At 67.4% G+C, this 20,649-nt stretch carries 19 protein-coding genes; 15 read left to right on the forward strand and 4 right to left on the reverse strand.

The features are described from left to right. Nucleotides 1-28 precede the first annotated feature (28 nt). Both ACE5C1_RS13445 and ACE5C1_RS13450 read right to left on the reverse strand, forming a co-directional pair. Complete coding sequence (locus ACE5C1_RS13445; protein WP_374944580.1) at nucleotides 29-2,539, reverse strand: alkaline phosphatase PhoX; 2,511 nt, start codon at nucleotides 2,537-2,539, stop codon at nucleotides 29-31. A gap of 28 nt (nucleotides 2,540-2,567) precedes the next feature. Further along, entirely contained in the window at nucleotides 2,568-4,946 is a 2,379-nt protein-coding gene (locus tag ACE5C1_RS13450; RefSeq protein WP_374944581.1) for a TonB-dependent receptor, read from the reverse strand. Between the two features lie 171 nt (nucleotides 4,947-5,117). Here ACE5C1_RS13450 and ACE5C1_RS13455 point away from each other — a divergent pair, with 171 nt between their 5' ends. Beyond that, nucleotides 5,118-6,770 carry an alkaline phosphatase D family protein gene (locus ACE5C1_RS13455; RefSeq protein ID WP_374944582.1) on the forward strand — a complete coding sequence of 551 codons (1,653 nt, stop codon included), beginning with the start codon at nucleotides 5,118-5,120 and terminating at the stop codon, nucleotides 6,768-6,770. A gap of 271 nt (nucleotides 6,771-7,041) precedes the next feature. Here the strand turns inward: ACE5C1_RS13455 and ACE5C1_RS13460 are convergent, their stop codons facing one another. Beyond that, on the reverse strand, nucleotides 7,042-7,347 hold the full coding sequence (locus ACE5C1_RS13460) for a hypothetical protein (RefSeq protein ID WP_374944583.1): 306 nt from the start codon (nucleotides 7,345-7,347) through the stop codon (nucleotides 7,042-7,044). 118 nt (nucleotides 7,348-7,465) lie between these two features. On the opposite strand from ACE5C1_RS13460, the gene copC reads away from it, so the two are divergent. Next, nucleotides 7,466-7,834 (forward strand): copper homeostasis periplasmic binding protein CopC, encoded by a 369-nt coding sequence (gene copC / locus ACE5C1_RS13465; protein ID WP_374944584.1) that lies wholly within the window; start codon nucleotides 7,466-7,468, stop codon nucleotides 7,832-7,834. 19 nt (nucleotides 7,835-7,853) lie between these two features. Beyond that, nucleotides 7,854-8,750, forward strand: coding sequence for a copper homeostasis membrane protein CopD (gene copD / locus ACE5C1_RS13470; RefSeq protein WP_374944640.1), 897 nt, complete (start codon nucleotides 7,854-7,856; stop codon nucleotides 8,748-8,750). A 348-nt stretch (nucleotides 8,751-9,098) separates the two neighbouring features. Here copD and ACE5C1_RS13475 read toward each other — a convergent pair whose 3' ends face one another. Then, nucleotides 9,099-9,566 (reverse strand): MarR family winged helix-turn-helix transcriptional regulator, encoded by a 468-nt coding sequence (locus ACE5C1_RS13475; protein WP_374944585.1) that lies wholly within the window; start codon nucleotides 9,564-9,566, stop codon nucleotides 9,099-9,101. Between the two features lie 165 nt (nucleotides 9,567-9,731). On the opposite strand from ACE5C1_RS13475, the gene ACE5C1_RS13480 reads away from it, so the two are divergent. The 12 genes from ACE5C1_RS13480 to ACE5C1_RS13535 all read left to right on the forward strand — a co-directional run bounded on the left by ACE5C1_RS13480 (nucleotide 9,732) and on the right by ACE5C1_RS13535 (nucleotide 20,636). Further along, nucleotides 9,732-10,505 carry a hypothetical protein gene (locus ACE5C1_RS13480; protein ID WP_374944586.1) on the forward strand — a complete coding sequence of 258 codons (774 nt, stop codon included), beginning with the start codon at nucleotides 9,732-9,734 and terminating at the stop codon, nucleotides 10,503-10,505. Between the two features lie 37 nt (nucleotides 10,506-10,542). Beyond that, nucleotides 10,543-11,265, forward strand: coding sequence for a hypothetical protein (locus ACE5C1_RS13485; RefSeq protein WP_374944587.1), 723 nt, complete (start codon nucleotides 10,543-10,545; stop codon nucleotides 11,263-11,265). Nucleotides 11,266-11,282: 17 nt separating this feature from the next. Continuing rightward, the gene (locus ACE5C1_RS13490) at nucleotides 11,283-11,681 is read left to right on the forward strand and encodes a DUF6152 family protein (protein ID WP_374944588.1); all 399 of its coding nucleotides are present in this window, start codon (nucleotides 11,283-11,285) and stop codon (nucleotides 11,679-11,681) included. A 57-nt stretch (nucleotides 11,682-11,738) separates the two neighbouring features. Continuing rightward, the gene (locus tag ACE5C1_RS13495) at nucleotides 11,739-12,767 is read left to right on the forward strand and encodes an amidohydrolase family protein (protein ID WP_374944589.1); all 1,029 of its coding nucleotides are present in this window, start codon (nucleotides 11,739-11,741) and stop codon (nucleotides 12,765-12,767) included. A 123-nt stretch (nucleotides 12,768-12,890) separates the two neighbouring features. Next, on the forward strand, nucleotides 12,891-13,553 hold the full coding sequence (locus ACE5C1_RS13500) for a hypothetical protein (RefSeq protein WP_374944590.1): 663 nt from the start codon (nucleotides 12,891-12,893) through the stop codon (nucleotides 13,551-13,553). A 54-nt stretch (nucleotides 13,554-13,607) separates the two neighbouring features. After that, a complete protein-coding gene (locus ACE5C1_RS13505) occupies nucleotides 13,608-14,000 on the forward strand; it encodes a DUF6152 family protein (protein WP_374944591.1) in 393 nt (130 codons plus the stop codon). A gap of 32 nt (nucleotides 14,001-14,032) precedes the next feature. Next, a complete protein-coding gene (locus tag ACE5C1_RS13510; RefSeq protein WP_374944592.1) occupies nucleotides 14,033-14,341 on the forward strand; it encodes a c-type cytochrome in 309 nt (102 codons plus the stop codon). A gap of 14 nt (nucleotides 14,342-14,355) precedes the next feature. Then, nucleotides 14,356-15,033 carry a gluconate 2-dehydrogenase subunit 3 family protein gene (locus ACE5C1_RS13515; RefSeq protein WP_374944593.1) on the forward strand — a complete coding sequence of 226 codons (678 nt, stop codon included), beginning with the start codon at nucleotides 14,356-14,358 and terminating at the stop codon, nucleotides 15,031-15,033. After that, nucleotides 15,033-16,745: a GMC oxidoreductase gene (locus ACE5C1_RS13520; RefSeq protein ID WP_374944594.1), complete on the forward strand. Its 1,713-nt coding sequence runs from the start codon at nucleotides 15,033-15,035 to the stop codon at nucleotides 16,743-16,745. The genes ACE5C1_RS13515 and ACE5C1_RS13520 overlap by 1 nt, the downstream gene beginning before the upstream one ends. Before the next feature lie 77 nt (nucleotides 16,746-16,822). Then, nucleotides 16,823-17,449 (forward strand): (2Fe-2S)-binding protein, encoded by a 627-nt coding sequence (locus tag ACE5C1_RS13525; RefSeq protein ID WP_374944595.1) that lies wholly within the window; start codon nucleotides 16,823-16,825, stop codon nucleotides 17,447-17,449. Next, nucleotides 17,449-18,468, forward strand: coding sequence for an FAD binding domain-containing protein (locus ACE5C1_RS13530; protein WP_374944596.1), 1,020 nt, complete (start codon nucleotides 17,449-17,451; stop codon nucleotides 18,466-18,468). Before ACE5C1_RS13525 ends, ACE5C1_RS13530 begins: the two co-directional genes overlap by 1 nt. Next, nucleotides 18,465-20,636, forward strand: a complete 2,172-nt coding sequence (locus tag ACE5C1_RS13535; protein WP_374944597.1) for a xanthine dehydrogenase family protein molybdopterin-binding subunit — start codon at nucleotides 18,465-18,467, stop codon at nucleotides 20,634-20,636. Before ACE5C1_RS13530 ends, ACE5C1_RS13535 begins: the two co-directional genes overlap by 4 nt. The last annotated feature ends 13 nt before the right edge of the window (nucleotides 20,637-20,649 follow it).

Here is a 20,649-nt window from a genome sequence, read left to right on the forward strand (position 1 = left end):
TCCGTCACCTCGCCATGGGACGACCGCCTTACAGCCCCACGACGCCGCCGTCGTCCTTGGTGATGACGATCGTCGCCGATCGCGGCCGCACGCCCGTGATGGTCGCGCTGCCCTGGTTCGCCGGCCAGCTGCTGGTGATGTTGGTTGGTCCGCCGTTCTCGCCGGGGTGCTGGATGTTGACGAACAGCGAGCGGCCATCGGGCGTCGAGTGGATGCCGGTGATCTCGCACTCCTTCGGACCCACCAGGAAGCGGCGAAGCGTCCCTCCCGGCGCCTTGCCGATGCGCGTCGTCACCGTACTCGTGGTGGTTACGTTGGCGGCGGTGGTCAGGGTGTTGTTGACCACCCGCGTGCTGCCGTCGCCTACGGTGCCGGGGATGCAGGCGAGCAGCATGCAGTTGGTGACGTCGGTATAGGCGCCGTCGTCGGTCTCGATCCACATGACCGGGGCAATCGTGCCCGACGCGTTGCTCGGCAGGCCGAACCACAGGCCGTCGGGTGACGAGAAGTCGTTGGTCGCGTCCAGCCCCGACAGGTTGATGTTGGTCGGATCGAGGTTCGCGCCCGAACCGAAAGCGTAGATGTCCCAGGTGAAGGCGGTCGCTTCCGACGTGTCGCCGCTCTCGCGCAGGCGGATGACATGGCCGTTGGCGTTGCCGCGTGTCGCTTGAGCGGTGGTCGGCGGATCGGCGTTGACGACGTCGCCCTGCGGCAGTTTCGGATCGGTATAGGCGCGCGGGTTGGCTGGGTCCGTGGTGGCGGGTGTGCGCGACGAATTGTTGGTCAACGTGCAATACATCTCGCCGGTCGCGGGGTTGACCGCGGTCCATTCCGGCCGGTCCATCCGCGTGGCGCCGAGCGCGTCGGCGGCGAGGCGGGCGTTGATCAGCACGTCGGCCTGGTCGGCGAAGGGGTAGGTCGCGTTGGCGCTTGTCAGGCCGTTCTGGCCGAAGACGAGGGGCAGCCACTGACCCGAACCATCGGCATTGAGCCGCGCCACGTAGAGCGTACCGGCGTCGAGATACTTGTCGCCGACCGCCAGGCGATCGGTGCGGGCGGCATCGGACGCGACCCAGGGCTGTGTCGACACGAACTTGTAGATATATTCGTTCTGCGCGTCGTCGCCCATGTAGAAGGCGGGCCGCACGCCCGCGATCGTGCGGCCGATCTGGCAGCCCTCGTGGTTCATGCGGCCGAGCGCGGTGCGCTTGCGCGGGGTGGAGGCGGGGTCGAACGGGTCGATCTCGACCACCCAGCCGTATTGGAAGATCTCGTTGCGGAAGTCGGCGGTGCCGTCCGCCGCAAGCGTGGTGCTCGCCGTGATGTTCCACTTGGCGAAGCGCGTGTCGCCGGGGGTGCTCGGCACCACCGTGGTCCAGCCGTAATTGCCGGCGCCTCCCTCGCTGCGTCCGTAGCGGGTCAGCGAGATGTTCTGCTTGGCCAGCCCCGCGGCGGTGCGCACGGCCGCGTCTCCGGCGTTGCGACGGAAGTAGCCGACCCAATTCTCCTCGTTGGTGAGATAGGTGTTCCACGGCATGGTGCCGTTGGCGCAATTGTTGATCGTGCCGCGCCCCGCAGTGCCCGTCGGCGAGTAGACGGTGCGGAGCTGCGCGTTGCCCGCGACCGGGCCGCTAAAGGTCATCGGCGTGATGGGCGTGATGCGGCGGTTGAATGTGGAGGTCGGCACATAGCTCCACGCGGTCGCGCGCGTCACCTCGATCACCGACACGCCATGCGCCTCCATCTCCTTGATCGCTTCCGCCTCGGGCCGCACGCCGCCAGTGGAGGTCGGCCCGTTGGGATGGAGATAGGCTTGCGTGATGTTCTCGTGGTTGAGGACCAGCAGCCCGCGCGTGTTGCCGATCGTGTCGGGCGCGCCCGCGGTGGACAGGCCGAAATAGGTCATGCCGTCGTGGTGGTCGCCCGCACGCTGCGCGAAGTTCGTGTCGGTGCCGTTGTTGGCGAAGGCGGCGACGCCGCTCGCGATCGGGTCGCCCAGCCGGTAGAGCACGGTGACCGAATAGCCTGGCGGCACGGCGACCGTGTCGGCGAGACTCTTGGCGGTCGCGGCGAAGCCCAGCGCGGTGGCGCCAACGGTGACCGTTGCGGTCGCGGTGGCCGTCTGGCTCCCCCCCGTCGCGCTGAAGCTGAAGGCCAGCGTCGTGCCCACCGCCGCGCCGGGCACGACGAAGCTCGCGGTGGGTGCGGTGGCGTTCATCAGCGTGACGCTGGGACCGCCGGTTTGCGTCCACTGGACGCTGTCGACCTGGCCGATCGCGGTCGCGGTAAGCGTTGCGACACGCCCCGCGGCCGAGCTGCCGCCGGTGCTCGTCGTCACGGTGAGCGGGCTCGCGCCGTCGTCGTCGTCGCAGCCGGCGAGCAGCATGCCGCCGAACACCGCCGCGGTCGCCGCCGACAGCCCGCCCATCAGCGTCTGGCGGCGCGAGTAGCGCGCCTCGATAAGCTCGTTGAGGTGCGGGCTCGCACCGGTCCTGTTCGTGTCGATATCGCCGTCGGTATAGGTCAGGTCGGTGGTCATGTGCGTTCCCCCGGAATATGTTCGATGGTCAGAATTTGGCGCCGAGCTCGACGCCGTAGAAGCGCGGCTCGCCCGCGATGTAGGTCGGGATGCCGAAGCCCCCGCCGGTGTTGCCCGCGTCGATCAGGTAGCGCTTGTTCGTGAGGTTGCGCGCGAAGCCGCCGATGCGATAGCGCCCGCCGAAGAGCTCGATCCCTGCGCGCAAATTGACCAGCGTGTAGCCCGGCGTGCTGATCGCCGGGTTGTTCGGCAGCTCGAAGAACACCTTGGAGCGGTAGGTTACGCTGGGTGTCGCATAGAGCGTCGCGCTGCCGACCGGCAGGCGGAGCATCGCCCCGCCGGACGCGGTGGTCTCGGGCTGGAGGCGGAAGCGGTTGCCCGCGAACACGCCGTTCGACGCGTCCTTGCCGATCCCGCCATCGATGTAGCCGAAGGTGCCGAACAGCGATAGGTATTCGGCGAGACGCAGGTCGCCCTCCAGCTCGACGCCCACGTTCTTGGCCGATCCCGCGCTGCGGGTGGTCGCGACGCCATTCTCGGTCACGGTGACCTGGAACCCGTCATAGGTCTGATAGAAAACCGAGGCGGCGCCGGTGAACGGACCGACGCGTCCCTTGATGCCGCCCTCGTAGTTCCAGACGTTCTCCTCCGGCACGACCTGCAGGTTCGGGCGGACGCCGAAGGCGGTGCGCGCGGCGGCGAGCTGGACCACCGGCGAGCGGCGGCCCTTGCTGATCGTGGCATAGAGGTTCAGCCCGTCGCCAAGCCGGAACAGCGCGTTGAAGCGCGGCAACACCGCGGTGAAGCTGCGCTTCGCAACGAAGCGGTTGCCGTTGGTGCTGGCGGTGCCGAGCAGGCTGGTCTGCACGCCGAGCCCCGCGAGCAGCACCGAATTGGGCTGGACCGAGCTGTAGCCCGACTGTCGATCCTCGATCAGGATGCGTGCGCCTGCGGTCAGTTCGAGCCGCGGCGTCGGGATCCACGTTCCATCGGCGAACACCGAATAGGTGTCGTTGTTGCCGAAGTTGGTGAACACCGACTGGTAGGGGACCGACGCCAAGCGGCCGCCGCTCAGCACCGCGCTGGCGCGCAGCGCGGGGATCGTGCCGTTCGGCGCAACGCAGGCCGGACCGGTCGGGATGCCGGCGGCGTTCAGGCCGGCACGAACCTGCGCGTAGGCGCCCGCGACCGAGCAGGCGAGATAGGTCCCTTCCTCGGTGGCGAAAGGCACCCGTTGGAAGCCGTTTTCGAAGAAGGCGTTCCAACCGAACGAGGCACGGTAGGCGGGGCCGTCGAAGGCGAAGCGGCCCTCGTGGCTCCACTGGTCGCCTTCGGCATCCTCGGCGAATTCGAGATAGGCGGCGGGGCCACCGTCGGCATCGAAGATCTCCAGCGCGTCGAAGCGGCGATAGCCGTTGACGGTAGTGAACGTGATGCCCGGCGACAGATCGACCGTGGCGGTCAGGTTCGCGTCATAGACGTTGCGGTCGAGCCCGAGCTTGCGCGCGCCGAGCACGGCCAGGCTGTTGGGCGAGCCGGACAGTTCGGCATAGCCATAGTCGCCGGTCTGCCCGCCAGTGGGCGCGTGCGCGCGGCTCTTGAACGCGGTGCCGGGATTGCGCTGGCCGTCGTAGGTGAGGACGAGATCGGCGGTGATCCGGTCGTCCGGCCGGAAGCGCAGCGAGCCACGGATGCCGCGCTGGTCCTGTCCGTTCAGATCGTCCTGGTCGACGCCCCCCTGGTTCTGGTTGGGGACGTTCGGGTCGCCGGCGATGTTGCGCACATAGCCCTTGCGGTATTTGTAGGCGAAGGCGATGCGGCCGGCGAGCACGTCGTTGCCCGCGTTGACGAATCCCGACACCTGCGTGCGATCGAAGTTGCCGTAGGAGCCGTCGATCGCGGCGGACAGGTTTGGCCGGGGCCGCGCGGAGATCAGGCTGATCGCGCCCACCGCGGCGGCGGTGCCGAACAGCGTCGCCTGCGGCCCCTTGACCACCTCGATCCGCTCCAGGTCGTACAGGTCCTGCCACGCGCCGCGCGACCGGCTGATGTCGACCCCGTTATAGTAGAGCGTGACGCGCGCGCCCTGCTGCGCCGATCCGTTGTCGGACGTGATGCCGCGGATCACGAAGCCGGGATTGTTGGCGCTCTGCTCCTGCACCTGCAGGCCGGGGACGAATGCGGCGACCTCGTCGAGTTCGGACACGCCGATGTCCGCGAGCCGTGCGCCGGTGAGCGCGGTGACGGTGACCGGCACGTCCTCGATCCGCTGCTCGCGCTTCTGCGCGGTGACGACCACCTCGTCGTTCGTCGCGGTATCGGGCTGTGCGGTGGACTGCGCCAGGGCCGTGGTCGAGCAGGTGCAGGCGAGCACCGCGAGCACTGCCCGCGCGAAGAAAGTCGTCATGGAAGAACCCCCGAGATCGTTGAACGCGGCAGTAGGCGGCGCGCGTGACAGGTCCGTGGCGCGACGATGAAAGGACTATGACGAAATCGTCACACGTCAGTCACACCGGTGCCGCCAAATTGTCTCCGGCGGCGACTAGCGAAGGCGAGACCATCGACAGGACCGACCGCCATGACGATCACCCGCCGCGACACACTGGCGCTTCTCGGCTCGGGCGCGGTCGCGGCCGTTCCCGTCGCCGTCCCTGCGGCCGTATCTGCCTCCGTCCGCTTCGATCACGGCGTCGCCAGCGGCGATCCTGCGGTCGATGGCGCGGTGCTGTGGACCCGCGCCACCGTCGCGGGCGGGGGCGACGTGGCGCTGACCTGGCATGTCGCCGAGCGCGCGGACGGCGCATCCATCCGCTCGGGCCGCGCCGTCGCGCGCGCCGCACGGGACCATATCGTCAAGGTCGAGGCGAGCGGACTGAAGCCGGGACGCGACTATCATTACTGGTTCGTCACGGGAACAGGCGGGCGCTCGCCCGCGGGCCGCTTCCGCACCCTGCCGCGTGGGGTCGCCACCGACATCGTGTTCGCGGTGGTCTCCTGCCAGGTCTATGCCGGCTTCTTCAACGCCTATGAAGCGATCGCGCGGCTCGATCGCCTCGACGCGGTGCTCCACCTCGGCGACTACATCTACGAATATGGCGAGGACGGCTACGGCGGCGAGATCGCGCGCCGCACCGGACGCAATGTCGAGCCGCGGCACGAGATCGTCAGCCTCGCCGACTACCGCCAACGCCACGCGCAGGTGAAGCGCGATCCCGACATGCAGGCCGCGCACGCCCGTGCGGCGTTCATCTGCGTATGGGACGATCACGAGATCGCCAACGACGACTGGATGGACGGCGCCGAGAACCACCAACCCGCAACCGAAGGCGACTGGCGCAAACGCAAGGCAGCAGCCATGCAAGCCTATTTCGAATGGATGCCGATCCGCGACCCCAGGCCCGGTCAGCCCTGGGCCGCGATAAACCGCGCGTTCGAGTTCGGCGAGCTGGCGACGCTGGCGATGGTCGAGACACGATTGCTCGCGCGTAGCCGACAGGTCGCGCCCAAGGGCGCCGACATGGCGCCGGACGAATATGCCGCGATGATCGCCGAACGCGCAGAATCGCAGCGCGAGTTGCTGGGGCCGAAGCAGCAGGCATGGCTGGAGCGGACGCTGGCGGCATCGGTCGCGGCAGGCAAGCCGTGGCAGGTGCTGGGCAACCAGGTGATCATGGCCAAGGTCGCCGGCCCCGACATCGAACGCCAGCTCGGGCCCGCGCGCTTCGCCGAAACAATGGCCAAGCTACCGACACAGTGGCGCACGCGACTGCCCGCGACAATCGCCTCCTATCGCGCCGGCCTGCCATTCAATCTCGACAGCTGGGACGGCTATCCGGCGGCGCGCGAGCGGCTCTACGCCGCCTTCCGTCGCGCCGGGTCACGGCCGATCGTGCTTTCCGGCGACAGCCACGCCGGCTGGGCGAACGACCTGCACGACGACGCGGGCCGGCTGGTCGCAGCGGAGTTCGGCTGCACCGCGATCACCAGCACCTCCTACGGCTCGCTGCTGCCCGGCATCGGCGACCTGATCGCAGCAGCGAACCCGCAGGAAGTCCGCTTCTGCGATCAGGACCGCAAGGGGTACACGCTGCTGACGCTCACGCCCACCGAGGCGGTGGCCGAGTTCCGCACTGTTTCGACGGTCTTCGCCAAGCCGTTCACCGAGGCGACGGCGCGACGATTCCGGATCGCCGGGCGCGAACGGCAAACCGGGTTGCAGCAGCTGGACTGAGCAGCCCCGCCGTCACGGCCAGCAGCGCGCGATAGAGCAGATGACGCTACGCAGCCTCGCGACCTCGGCCGAAAAGCGCGCGCGCGTCGCTTCCACGTCAAGATGCAGTCGGTGTCGAGATCGAGCAACGCGTCGACGGCCTAGGCGAAGCGACCCGGACCGTGTTTGCAGGTGAACGCGGCTTGCGGTTCGGTCGGCGACATATGGGCGGGCCCGACGGGCGCGGGGTCGTCCGGCTCCCACGGCAGCGTCCCGTCGAGCGCGTCGAGGCTCACTGCTGATCGTCGGTGAGCGCCTTTACCACTGCCTGATCGAATGCAGCGGTCTGGTTGGACCGCAAGAGTTGACGCATGGCCAAGATCTGCGCCAGCGTCGCCTTCTGTAACATTCCTCCGCCTACCGCCCCGATCGCCAGCGCCGCCATCGTCGTCGCGACGCGCGTCCCGAAGCCGGTCCTTGCCACCGTTGACCGCGCGACGCCGCGCGAGCACTCGTGCTTGCAGTCCGTCCAGCGCGGCCCGAGCGGATGCGCCCGCCAGCCTTGCAATGCTCCGTCCGGGTCGTCCATGCTGTCCACGCCCGTCCCCCTCTATCATTTATTACGTAGTGCTGCCCATCATCCCTCATATGGCCGCGGGTCAGGGATGAACGCCTGGGCCGCGTAGAACGGGTAAGAACACCAAGGAGTAACTGCCATGCGCTTCGTTATCCCCGCTGCCCTTGCGCTCGTCGGCCTCGCCAGCGGAGCCGATGCCCATCCCAAGCTCGTGTCCGCGACACCGGCACCGAATGCGACGGTCACCGCGCCCGGCCGGATCGAGCTGCAATTCAGCGAAAAGCTGATGCCGAAGTTCTCGGGCGCGGACCTGATGATAACGGCGCATGGCGGCAAGTCCCATGCGCCGATGAAGGTCGCGGGCACCGCGACGGTCGGCGCGGACGGTCGCACGCTCGTTGTCGCGCCTAAGTCACCGCTCGGCGCGGGGCGCTACAGCGTCGCCTGGCACGTCGTTTCGGTCGATACGCACCGGGCCGTCGGAAATTATGCCTTCGCGGTGAAGTAACGTGGATGCCGACTGGCCGATGATCGCGGTCCGCTTCGCCCTCTACGGGGCGCTGGGCGGGTCGTTCGGCCTGTCGGCATTCAGCATCTACGGGTTGCGGGCCGGCGAGCGCCGCGACGCGCTCGCGCTCAAGCTTTGGCTAATCGGGAGCGCCGTGGTGGGCCTGCTGCTATCGGCCGTCGCCCTCCCGCTGCTGGCGGCCTCGATGGCGGGCAGGCCGCCGTGGCCGATCGACCGCGACGCGATCGGGATGCTGCTTTCCGGGTCGGCGACGGGCGCGGCATGGGAAGCGCGTATGTGGGCGCTGATCGTCGTGCTGGTCGCGGCTGGCCGTGCTTCACGCCTCGGCCTGGTTGCGCTCGCCTCGGGGATCGCGCTCGCGACGCTCGCCTGGACCGGGCACGGCGCGATGGACGAAGGCGCGATCGGCTGGGTGCACCGCATTGCGGATATTCTTCATCTGCTCGCTGCAGGGGCATGGGTAGGGGCGCTGCTTGGACTCATCTTGCTGGCGGCCCGGCCGTTGCGGCGAGCCGATGCCGCCCATCTCGCGCTCACGCATCGCGCGATCCACGGGTTCGGCATGGTCGGGACCATCATCGTTACCATCCTCGTCATCACCGGCCTCATCAATGCCTGGTTGCTGGTCGGCCCTGGCAACGTCGCGGCGCTCGGAATGACGCTCTACGGTAAGCTCCTGCTCGCCAAGCTGGCGCTGTTCGCCGCCATGCTGGGTCTGGCCGCGCTCAACCGGTTTAGGCTGACGCCGCGTTTCGAGGCGTCGATCGCCGCGGCCGATCATCGCGGCGCGCTCGGTGCGCTGCGGCGAAGCCTCGCGGTCGAGACGGCGTGCATCGTCGCGATCCTGGCGCTGGTGGCATGGCTCGGGACGCTCGAACCGCCCATGTCGGTGTGAAGGGACGGGCGGTGACGGCATGTTCGGCTGAGCGCGCGGTGCCGCGACAGGTGAGCGGCTTGTCGGCCGGGCAGCGGTACGCGACGGGCTCAGCGTCATAGCGGAACGCGTCGCCGGTAAGGAAGCCAACGCACCATCACCGATATGTCTGCGGCGCTCCTAACCGATCGCGGATTGCAGCGATGATCGGCAGGCCGGTTCTCCCATGGGCGTCAGCACTCCGCAAATAGAGCGACCGGCTTCAGAAGGTAGTTCAAACGGGATTGCTGGTGGCGGAGCGCGAGTCGCGGAACTCGACGCGATGCTCGGATGCCAGTGCTACCCCCTACTGTTCAGAACAGCGGGTGATCATGCAGGCTCGTTGTCCTGTAGGACCGGAGCAATAACGTCGAGCGCGCGCAAATTGCGATACACCTTCTCCAGCAACCGCTTGAGTACATCGATATCGTCGCGATCGATCCCATCGAGCGCAGCGCGCTCATGACGCTCGACGGATGGTAACAGGCGCTGGACGACGGCCTGACCGGCTGGCGTCAGGCTGAGATCCACCGAGCGCCAGTTCTTGCCCGACGGTTGGTTGACGATCAGGCCCCTTCCGGAGAGCGTGGCGACTTGGCGCGAGAGCGTCGAGATTTCAACGCTGATGAACTCCGCCAGGCCGCCGAGGCTCTGGTGGCCGGTGTCGTGCAGCGCCGCCAGCACGCGCCACATGGCCAGCGTCATGCCGGACATCTTCAATTCCTGCGAGAAGGCGTTGCCCACTGCGACACCGGCGCGGTTCAGCAGGAAACCCAGAGATGTCTCGAGCGAGTGCATGACCAATAGTTATTGGGCGAAATCACCAACGGCTGGCAAGGTGGAAGTTCTGAATGACGCTCTCGAACGCAGCGACGTAGTTGCGCGCTGCCGGAGGGAGAGACGAGGATAGCGAGGAGGCGTGTCTCGAATTTGCGCCGCCGCCGTGCAGCGGGGCTGATCGCAGTGTCCCTCTGGGCAGTCGCAGGTGCCGATGCGGCGTTCGCGGACGGCCCGTCTGCGGCCTCCCGTTATCAACTCAAGGGCAACACGAGCGCGCCGGACATTTCTGGGCTCTGGTCCGGAACCTTCACGACCGCGCCGGGCCAGCGCGCCCAGACACCCATCCCGGATCGCAAGTATACGCGGTGGTACCCGTGGCCACTTCCGCTGACGCCGGAGTATCAGAAGAAGGTCGAGGCGCGCGCCGAGGCGGCGAAGTCGGGCCGAGTGATCGGCGACGCGGGCGTGCGCTGCCTGCCGAGCGGGATGCCGTGGAAGATCACGGTCAACCCCGGCTTTCCCATCGAGGTGATCCAAACGCCGGGGCAAGTGAGCTTCTGGGGCGGGAATCGGCCGATGGTGGTCTACACCGACGGGCGCGGGCACCCGGCGGACCTGAAGCCGACCTATGATGGACATTCGATCGGCTATTGGATCGGCGACACGCTCTACGTCGACACGGTGGGGATCATCGCCAGCACCGCGATCGACGCCGCCTATCACCCACACGGTTCGGGCCTGCACCTGAAATGGCAGGTCCAGCGGGTCGATGCGACACACCTCCACGCGCGTATGACGCTCTACGACGCCGAGGCATTCAGGGAGCCGCTGTCGACCACGATCATCTACGAGCTGCTGACCGAGCCGCGCATGGACATGATCGACGACGCATCCTGCTTCGAGAACAACCGCAACCTTCCGGACGAGAATGATGAGAGCGGATTCAAGCATTTCTAGGCACGCCATCCAGGCCGCGATAGCACTGCTCGCGATCATGCCCGGCAGCGCGATCCTGGCGCAAACCCCGCCCGCTGTCCTGCCGCCGGAGCGGCTGAGCTGGTACGGCGACCCCTCGGCCCCGAACCTCAGCGGCGTGTGGACGCGGGCCGACACAGCCGAGGTAGCCGGGAGCAGCAAGGAAGGGTGGACCTCTTGGCCGCCGCCGCTCAAGGGCAGGTTTGCGACGACCTGGAAGCAGCGGGTCGCGGAGGCGAAGGCCGGTACGCGGACCGACGATCCGGTCGTCGCCTGCGTGCCGGCGGGCGTGCCGCGGTTCATCACCGGCATGAAGGGGCCGCTACTTATCGTTCAGACCCCCGGCCGCGTCGCCATGACCCGCGAGTACGGACCGCCGCGACGCGTCTGGCTCGATGGTCGGGCGCTGCCGACCCAGGACAATCTGGAGCAGTTCTTTTCGGGTAACTCGGTCGGGCATTACGAGGGCGCGACGCTGATCGTGGATACGATTGGCGTGAAGGACGAGCCGATCGACGCGACCGGCGTGCCGCACAGCGACAGGGTGGTCATCCAGGAGCGCTATCGCCGCATCGGCGATACGACGCTGCAAGTGGACGTGAACGTCAGGGACTCGCTGGCGCTGAGCAAGCCGATGCGCACGTCGGTCACCTACAAGGCCGTTACCGATCCGCGCTGGGAATTACAGGACCTGACATGCACGCCCAAGACGGGGTTTCACCCCGAACTCTTCGTGCAATGACCCCGGGAGCCAAGACCATGAAGAGATTTCTGGCGCTGTCGATCGTGGCCGCCTCGCTGGCCACGTCCGGCACAACGCAGGCGCACCATAGCTTCGCGATGTTCGATCGGACCAAGGAGATCCAGCTCAAGGACGCGGTTGTCGCAAAATGGGAGTGGACCAACCCGCACATCTGGCTGTTCGTCATCGTGCCCCCGGGCAAGAAGGGCGCCGGCAAATACTCGATCGAGGGCGGCTCCACCGGCCTGCTGCGCCGTCAGGGCTGGGACAAGAACGCGCTGAAGGAGGGTGACAAGGTCACCGTCTATTACTCTCCGCTGAAGAACGGCGAGCAGGGCGGAAGCCTTCTTGCGGTGGTGTTCCCCAATGGCCGCACGCTGGGCGCGCGGCTCGATCAGCTGAGGTCGTCCGAATGAACTCGCGACCTTGCCGGCGCGCGTCGCGCCGGACCCCTAAGTCGGATGGAGAGCGGTGTGCAGGGTAAAATCGCTCTCGAGGAGCATTTCGCGATTCCTGAGACGCTGGCGGATTCCGCCGGCGTGCTCCCCGACGAGTCCTGGAGAGAGCTGAGCGCTCGCCTGCTCGACATCCATGATCGGCGGCTACGCGAGATGGACGCCCATGGCATCGAGATGATGCTGCTCTCGCTCAACGCACCCGCGATCCAGGGTATACGCGACCGGGCCACCGCGGTGGACCTCGCCGGCCGCGCGAACGACTATCTGGCCGAGCAGGTGGCGAGGCGCCCCGACCGATTTCAGGGATTCGCCGCGCTGCCGTTGCAGGATCCCGACGCGGCGACGCGCGAGCTCGTCCGCTGCGTGGACGAGCTCGGCTTTCGGGGCGCGCTCGCCAACGGCTTCTCGGAAACGAGCGACGGGCCGGACATGCTCTATTACGACCTGCCGATGTTCAGGCCGTTCTGGGCGGAGCTCGAGCGGCTCCAGGTTCCTTTCTATCTGCACCCACGCAACCCGCTGCCGCAGCATGCGCAGATCTATGCCGGACATCCCTGGCTGTTAGGACCGACCTGGGCCTTCGGACAGGAGACGGCGGTGCACGCCCTCCGTCTGATGGGATCGGGCCTGTTCGATGATCATCCCCGCTTGACGATCATCATCGGTCACATGGGCGAGGGCCTGCCGATCTCCATGTGGCGGGTGGACAACCGTAACGGTTGGACCAAGGACATGGTGCCGCCGAGCTATCCTGCGAAGCAGCCGATCGCCCACTTTTTCCACAACAACTTTTTTATCACGACGTCGGGCAATTTCCGCACCCAGTCGCTGGTCGACACGATGCTGGAGATCGGATCGGACCGCATCCTGTTCTCGGCCGACTGGCCGTTCGAGAACATCGATCATGCGGCGATCTGGTTCGACCATGCGTCGATCAGCGAGGCGGACCGGCGCAAGATCGGCCGGACCAACGCAGACGCGCTATTCAAGCTGAACCTGGGCGTGACGCCGGAGCAGATCGCGCCGGCGGTGATGGCGGCTTAGCGCGTGAGAGGTGAGGACCCAACGATGAGCAGAAAGCGCTTTCGGTTGATGAGCGGCCTGACGCTGGCGGTTGCCGGCGGGCTGCTCGCTACCCAGCCCGGGGTGACGCAGTCGAAACCCGCGATGGCGGCGGACACGCCGATTCCGGCCGGGCACTTGGCGCTGCAGGGCGTTTGGGAGCCGCAGGGCGGCGCAATCCTCGATCCGCTCGCGCGCGGCATGCCCGGCAACAAGGGCCGCTCGATGCCGGAACTCGCCGTGTTCCCGCCGTACAAGCCGGACTGGCAGGCCCGCTACGACAAGACCACGGCCGATCTTCGCGCAGGCGTGAAGCTCAAGGATGGTAGCGCCCGCTGCCTGCCCCAGGGCATGCCCAGGATGATGGTGATCGGCTATCCGATCGACATCGTCGTCCAGTCCAAGCGCGTTATCCTGTTGTTCGAGGTGGACCAGCAGCGACGCATCATCAACACCGACGGACGCAAGCATACGGCCGCGGACGAGCTGGACCCGACGTACAGCGGAGAGTCGATCGGTCACTGGGAAGGCGACACGCTCGTCGTCGATACGGTAGGCATCCGCGAGGACCTCTTGTTCGACTATTCCTTTGCGCCGCACAGCGACGCCCTCCACATCGTTGAGCGCATCCGCCGGGTCGGCGACACGCTGGAAGACGAGATGACCATCGAGGATCCGAAGGCCTTTACCAAGCCTTGGCAGATCAAGCGTCTCTACAAGCTACAACCGACCTGGGAGCTCAAGGAATACGTCTGCGAAATCGAGTAGACGTCCATTCTCCCGCTGCGGTCGGCTGGAACGCCGGCGTGAAAGGAAAAGCCCATGTTCAACACCAACAGCAAGATGAAAGCCATGCTCACGGCCGCGATGCTAGCGACCGTGCCGGCCGTACCCGCCCTCGCGCATCATTCGTTCGCCATGTACGACAACGCCAAGGACGTGACCTTCGATGGTACGGTTAGATCGTTTCGCTGGGCCAATCCGCACGGGCAGATCATCCTCACGACCATGCGGGACGGCAAACCCATCGACTATGCGATCGAACTCAGCAGCCTCAACGTGATGTCGCGCGCGGGCTGGACCCGGAAATCCATCGTCATCGGCGAACGCATGAAAGCGACGGTCCATCCGCTGCGGGACGGCTCGGACGGCGGCTCATTCGTCAGCGCGGTCAAGGCGGACGGATCGGTGCTGCGCTCTGCGGCGCCGCGCTGAACCGCGCGGCGGGCAAGATGCTAGGCGGCTTGGTGGGTTCCGGTCTCGCCATTGCGGGCTTCGCGGTTTCGGGCCTTGCGGCGGACGCACCCGCCGCGCGTGGTGCCAAGGTGTATGGGCAGTATTGCGCCGCGTGCCACGGCCAGAACATGACCAAGCCGCAGAGCTTCGCCATTGACCTGCGCAAGTTCCCGGCCGACCAGCATGATCGCTTCATCCGCTCCGTGCTGAACGGCAAGGGCGCGATGCCGGCCTGGAAGGGCGCGGTGACCCCGGCTCAGGCGGAAGAGCTCTGGGCCTATGTCTCGGCGGCGGCCAAGCCCGCGACCGCAAAGAAATAGGGCAGGGGAGCGGCATGGCTGAACGGGAAACGGATCGGAAAGTCGGGCTCTCGCGTCGCGAGATGCTCGCCGCAGGTGCCGTGCTCCCGGTCGGGCTAGCCTCGGCCGCAAGCGCGGCGGAGCAGGCACCCGCGTCCGCGGCGGACCATGCGGAGCACGCGCCCGCCGCGACGGGGGAGCCCGCCGCCGAGTTGCTGGCGCTTGAAACGCTGACCGTCGGCGAAATGGAAGCGCTGGAAGCCCTATGCGCTCGCTTGATCCCCACCGACGAGCGCGGGCGCGGAGCGAAGGACGCGCGCGCCGCTTATTACATCGACCGCGCTCTTGCAGGTCCGATGGCGGGTCAGCGCGCGGCCTATACAGTCGGCTTGTCGGCGCTCGACGCGCATGCCCGCGGCGCTAAAAGCAAGCCGTTCAGCGAACTGGACCCTGCAGATCAGGACGCGATGCTGCATGAACTGGAGGCGGGTAAGGTGGCGAGCGCGACCGCCTTCTTCGGGTTGGTGCGCGCGCACACGATCGAGGGGACGTTCTGCGATCCCTATTACGGCGGCAATGCAAGGTTCGTCGGTTGGGATCTCGTCGGCTATCCGGGCTTGCGGATGATGGTGCAGGCGGAAGACCAGCGCTTCGTCAAGCCGAAACCGCTGCGCGAGTCCGCCTACAGCCCCAGCCTGTTCGGTCGCGGTTGATGGTCACGACGCTCAAGAGTGTCGACGTGGTGATCGTCGGACTTGGCGCGGTCGGCGGCATCGCCGCGCTACCGCTCGCGCGCGCCGGCCTCGACATCGTCGCGCTGGAGGCGGGCAGCTGGCTCAGCCCCCGCGACTTCCCGCCGGACGAGCTGCGCAACAACGTCCGCGGTTGGCCGCAAGCGGTGCAGAAGGCCAACAACGAGGTGCCGACACATCGTCGAAGCTCCGAATCTCCTTACTCGCCACGCATGCCGCTGGCGCCGATGATGAACGCGGTCGGCGGCACCTCGCTCCATTATTACGCATCGAGCTGGCGGCTGAGCCCTTGGGACTTCAAGGTGGTGAGCGAAACCACCCGCCGTTATGGCGCCCACCGCTTGCCCGCGGGCTCCACCGTCGAGGACTGGCCGTTTGGGCTCGAGGAACTCGAGCCCTATTACGACGCCGTCGAGTATGAGATCGGAGTGTCCGGCAAGGCCGGGAACGTCCGCGGCAAGATCGATCCCGCGGGCAACGTCTTCGAAGGCCCGCGCCGCCGCGAATACCCGATGCCGCCGCTGCGCAGTACGGAGTATCTCGACGCCATGGCGGGGGCCGCCAAGGGGCTGGGCTGGCACCCCTATGCGGCGCCCGCGGCGATCAATTCGGTGGTCTACAACGGCAAGCCGGCATGCATGTACCACGGCTTCTGCAACCAGGGCGGATGCCCGGTGCAGGCCAAGAACTCGACCTTGTTCAACACCATCCCGAAGGCGGTCGATACCGGGCGGCTGAAGGTGGTCGACCTGGCGCGCGTTACCGAGCTCGTCGCCGATCTGCAGACGGGGCGGATGACTGGCGTCACCTACGTCCGCAACGGCGAGGTGCTTTTCCAGCCGGCGAAGGCGGTGATGCTGTCGGCGCACGTCTACGAAAATGTGCGGCTGCTGCTGCTGTCGAAATCGAAGCAGTTCCCGAAGGGGCTGGCGAACAACGCAGGGCAGGTCGGCCGCCACTATTTCAGTCACAACAGCTGGGCGCCGGTGGTCGGTTTGTTCCCGCACGACATCAACACCTGGTACGGCACGCCCGCGCAGGCGACCTTCCTCGACGATTACGCCGACGATAATTTCGACCATGCGGGGTTAGACTTCATCGGCGGCGGCACGCTGGCGATCGGGTCGGACAAGCGGCCGATCGCGGCCGCGAACATGCCGACCTTCGGCAAGGCGCCGCTTTGGGGATCGGCGTGGAAAGCCTTCGTCGCCGAGAACGCCGACCGCTGGAGCCGCATCTATATCCAAAAGACCACGCTGCCATATGAGGACAATTACCTCGATCTCGATCCGACCGTAACCGACCCCTTCGGTGTGCCGGTCGTCAGGATCACCGCCGACTACAAGGACAATGAAAAGAAGATCGCTGCCTACACCCAGGACAAGGCTGTCGCGTGGTTCAAGGCCGGCGGGGCGATCGCGACCGACCGCAATCCGGTCGGCACGATGGGACCGTCTACGCATGCCTATGGTGGCACGCGGATGGGGGACAATCCCGCCACCAACGTGGTCGACCGCTGGGGCTTCAGCCACGAAGTCGAGAACCTGGCGATCCTCGGCGGAGGGGTGACGGGGACCAGCGGCTCGCGCAATCCAACGCTCACGATCCAGGCACTCGCCTGGCGCACGGCGGAACGCCTGACGAAAAGATGGAAGTCGATCACCGGAGCCTAAGGTGTGATAACGCTGGCGGTTCAGCTGGACGAAATCGAATTCTAGGTATCCCGGCAGGAGCGGTTCAGGATGCGAACATGAGCGAACACAAGGATACTCACGAGGACGCAGCGGCCTTTGCCCTATCGCGACGGACGGCGATCGGCCTCGCGGCAGGCGCGGCCGTCGCCGTCTCGGTTCCCGCGCAGGAAGCTGCCGCGCAGGTCGGGCCGTTACGGGTAAAGCCTGCCCAGACGCTCACCATTCGCCCTGCGATCAACGGCCGGCGCATGACGGTCGAGATCGATCCGCGCACCTCGCTGCTCGACCTGCTCCGCGAACGCCTGGGCCTGACCGGCGCCAAGAAGGGCTGCGACCATGGCCAATGCGGCGCGTGCACCGTGCACGTCGACGGCCATCGCGTGGTCTCCTGCCTGACACTGGCAGCCAAGACCGATGGCAAGCAGGTGCGCACGATCGAGGGCCTGTCGAGGGGCAATACGCTTCACCCGATGCAGCAGGCCTTCATCGACCACGACGCGCTGCAATGCGGCTATTGCACGCCCGGCCAGATCATGGCGGCGGTCGCCTGCGTCGCCGAGGGGCACGCGACCGATCGCGCGACCATCCGCGAATATATGAGTGGTAACATCTGCCGCTGCGGCGCCTACCCCGGCATCGTCGCAGCGATCGAAGACGCCGCCGCCAAGATGGGACGCGGTTGATGCAGCCGTTCAGCTACGTCCGCCCTGCCAGCGCGGCCGATGCGGTCGGCGCCTTTGCGGCGGCCGGATCGGGCGCCCGCTTTATCGCCGGGGGCACCACCCTCTACGACCTGATGAAGCTGCGCATCGAGCAGCCCGGCCATCTGATCGATGTCACCGCCATCCGCGGGCTCGACGTGATCGAGACCGGCGGCGACCGGCTGCGCTTCGGGGCGCTGGCGCCGATGAGCGCGGTCGCGGCCGATCCCGTAGTCTTGCGCGACTACCCCGTCCTCGCCGAGGCGCTGACCAAGGCGGCATCGCAGCAGCTGCGAAACATGGCGACGGTCGGCGGCAACCTGCTCCAGCGCACGCGGTGCATGTACTTCCGCAACGGCGCGGGCAGCACGTCGACCGTCGGCGTCTACCCCTGCAACAAGCGCGCGCCCGGCAGCGGCTGCGCAGCGATCGGCGGGCTAGACCGCGGCCAGGCGGTGCTCGGCACCAGCGCGTCGTGCACCGCCGTGTCGCCGGGCGACTGGCCGGTCGCACTCACCGCGATGGATGCAACGATCGAGGTGCTGGGACCGGCGGGAACGCGTACCCTGCCGATTGCGGAATTGTACCGGCTGCCGGGCGACACCCCGCATTTGGAGTTCACGCTCGCACCCGGCGAGATGATCACTGCGATCACGGTGCCGAAGACGCCGGCGGGGCGGCGGTCGACCTATCACAAGATTCGCGACCGCGAATCCTATGCCTTCGCGCTCGCCTCGGCCGCCGTCGCGCTGGAGATGGCGGGCGAGCGGGTAACGATCGCCCGTATCGCGCTGGGCGGGATGGCGACCAAGCCGTGGCGCGCGCACGAGGCGGAGCAGGCAGTGATCGGCCAGGCGCTGACCCCCGAAACCGCGCTCGCTGCCGGGCGCATCGCGCTCAAGGGGGCGAGCCCCGGCAAGTCCAACGGCTTCAAGGTCGAGCTCGGCGCCCGCACGGTGGCGGACGCGCTACTCATCGCTTCGGCAAGGAATCGCGCGTGACGAACACAGCTTTCCCTGACCGCGCCCGCATCGACGCGCGCGACAAGGTGCGCGGCGCCAACGTCTACGCGGCTGATGTCCAGGTGCCGGGTCTGCTTTACGCGATGCTGGTGCCGTCGACCGCGGCCAAAGGCACGATCACCACACTCGACACCGCGCCGGCGATGCGCGTGCCGGGCGTCGTGCGAGTGCTGACGGCCGACGATTTCCCGCCGCTGCCTCCCGCTGGACCGGCCGCGTCGGCGCGCGCCGCCGCCACAAACCCGGTACCGACGATCGAGAGAGCCATCGCCTATTGCGGCCAGCCGGTGGCGCTGGTCGTCGCCGAGACGCTGGAGGCGGCGATCCAGGGGGCGGAGGCGGTCAAACCTGTTTTCGCTACTCAGAGTTTCGCCGCGACGATCGATTCGCCCGGTGGCCAGAAGCAGCTCGGCAAGGACAAGGTGACAGGCGATCCGGCTCAGGCCCTTGCCGGCGCCGCGGCGACGGTCGATGCCGCCTACGAGAGCCCGAAGCAGCACCACAACCCGATGGAGATGATCTCCACCACGGCCATCTGGGCGAATGGTCGGCTCACGATCCACGAGGGCTCGCAGGTGTCGGGCACCGTCAAGGTCGTCGTGGCGAAGACGCTTGGCCTCGATCCGGCGGTCGTCGAGGTGAAGAGCCCTTCCGTGGGCGGCGCGTTCGGCCAAAAGGGCGGCGTCCAGCGCCAGACGGCGATCGTCGCACGCGCTGCCATCCTGATCGGCCGACCGGTCAAGCTCGTGGTGCCGCGCGGCCAGGTGTTCCACATCGCTACCTTCCGGCCGAACAGCCGGCATCACGTGCGCCTCGGCGCGGATGCGGGCAGCAAGCTGGTCGCGGCACGCTACGACACCGAGCAGCAGCAAGCGCGCGCCGGCTTCTTCCGACCCGACTACCATCAGAAACCGCGCGGGCTCTACGCCATCCCGAATTACGGCGGTTCGGACGCCAACATCGCGATCGACACCCAGGCGCCCGGCTACATGCGCGCGCCGGCCGAGCACCCCTCCTGCTTTGCCTTCGAGAGCGCGATCGACGAACTCGCCTTCAAGATGGGGCAGGATCCGGTTGCGTTCCGCATCACCAACGATACCCGGGTCGATCCGGAGTCGGGGCAGCCGCTGTCCTCCCGCTGGCTCAAGGAATGTCTTACCGAGGGCGCCCGCCGCTTCGGCTGGGAAAAGCGCTCGGCAGCGCCGGGCTCGATGACGGCGCCGGACGGAACGCAGGTCGGCTGGGGCGTGGCCTCGGGCATCTACCCGGCGGTGGTGACGCCGGCTATTGCGACGCTGCGCATTGGCGCGGACGGTAGCACGCGCTTCGCGACCTCCGGCCACGAGATGGGGCAGGGCATTCGCACCGCGATTGCGGCCGTGCTGATCGACGAGCTGGGCGCCGATCCGAACAAGCTCGACATCCGCATCGGCGACACGTCGGCGGCGCCGCAGCATTTGACCGCCGGGTCGTGGGGCACCTTCAGCAGCGTCCCCGTCGCCGCCGCGGCGGTAACGAAGATGCGCGCGGCGGTTGCCGAACTGCTCGGCACCCGCAAGATCGCGGGCACGCTCCACCGGCAGCTCGCCGTGGTCCGCCGGCCTTTCCTGGAGATCGAAGTCTCGCAGCTCGGCCCGGGGCAGAAGCCCGAGGCGCTTGAGGCTCTCAAGGCCGGGCAATATGCCATCTGGGGCCCGCGCTATCCCGGCTTTGCCACGTTCAGCTACATCGCGCACTTCGTCGAGGTGCGGATCGAACCCACGACGCGCCGGATCCGCATGCCGCGCGTGGTGAGCATCGCCGACTGCGGTCGCGTCGTCAGCCCGCGTACCGCGAGGAGCCAGGTGCAGGGCGGCGTCGTCGGGGCCTTCGGCGCGGCGCTGCGCGAGGCGGGAGAGGTCGATCCGCGTTACGGCGGCGTGCTCAATGACGATCTCGCCGATTATGTCGTGCCGGTGAACGCCGACATTGGCGACATCGAGGTCGACTTCATCAACCAGCCCGACCCGCTCGCCAATAGCGTCGGGGTCAAGGGGCTGGGCGAAGTCGCAATGGTCGGCGCCGCTGCGGCGATCGCCAACGCGGTGTTCCACGCCACAGGCAGGCGCATTCGCGAGCTGCCGATCCGGATCGAGCACTTGTTGTGAGGCCAGAACGGAG

Origin of the sequence: Sphingomonas sp. (assembly GCF_964263785.1) — a bacterium.
GTDB lineage: Bacteria > Pseudomonadota > Alphaproteobacteria > Sphingomonadales > Sphingomonadaceae > Sphingomonas.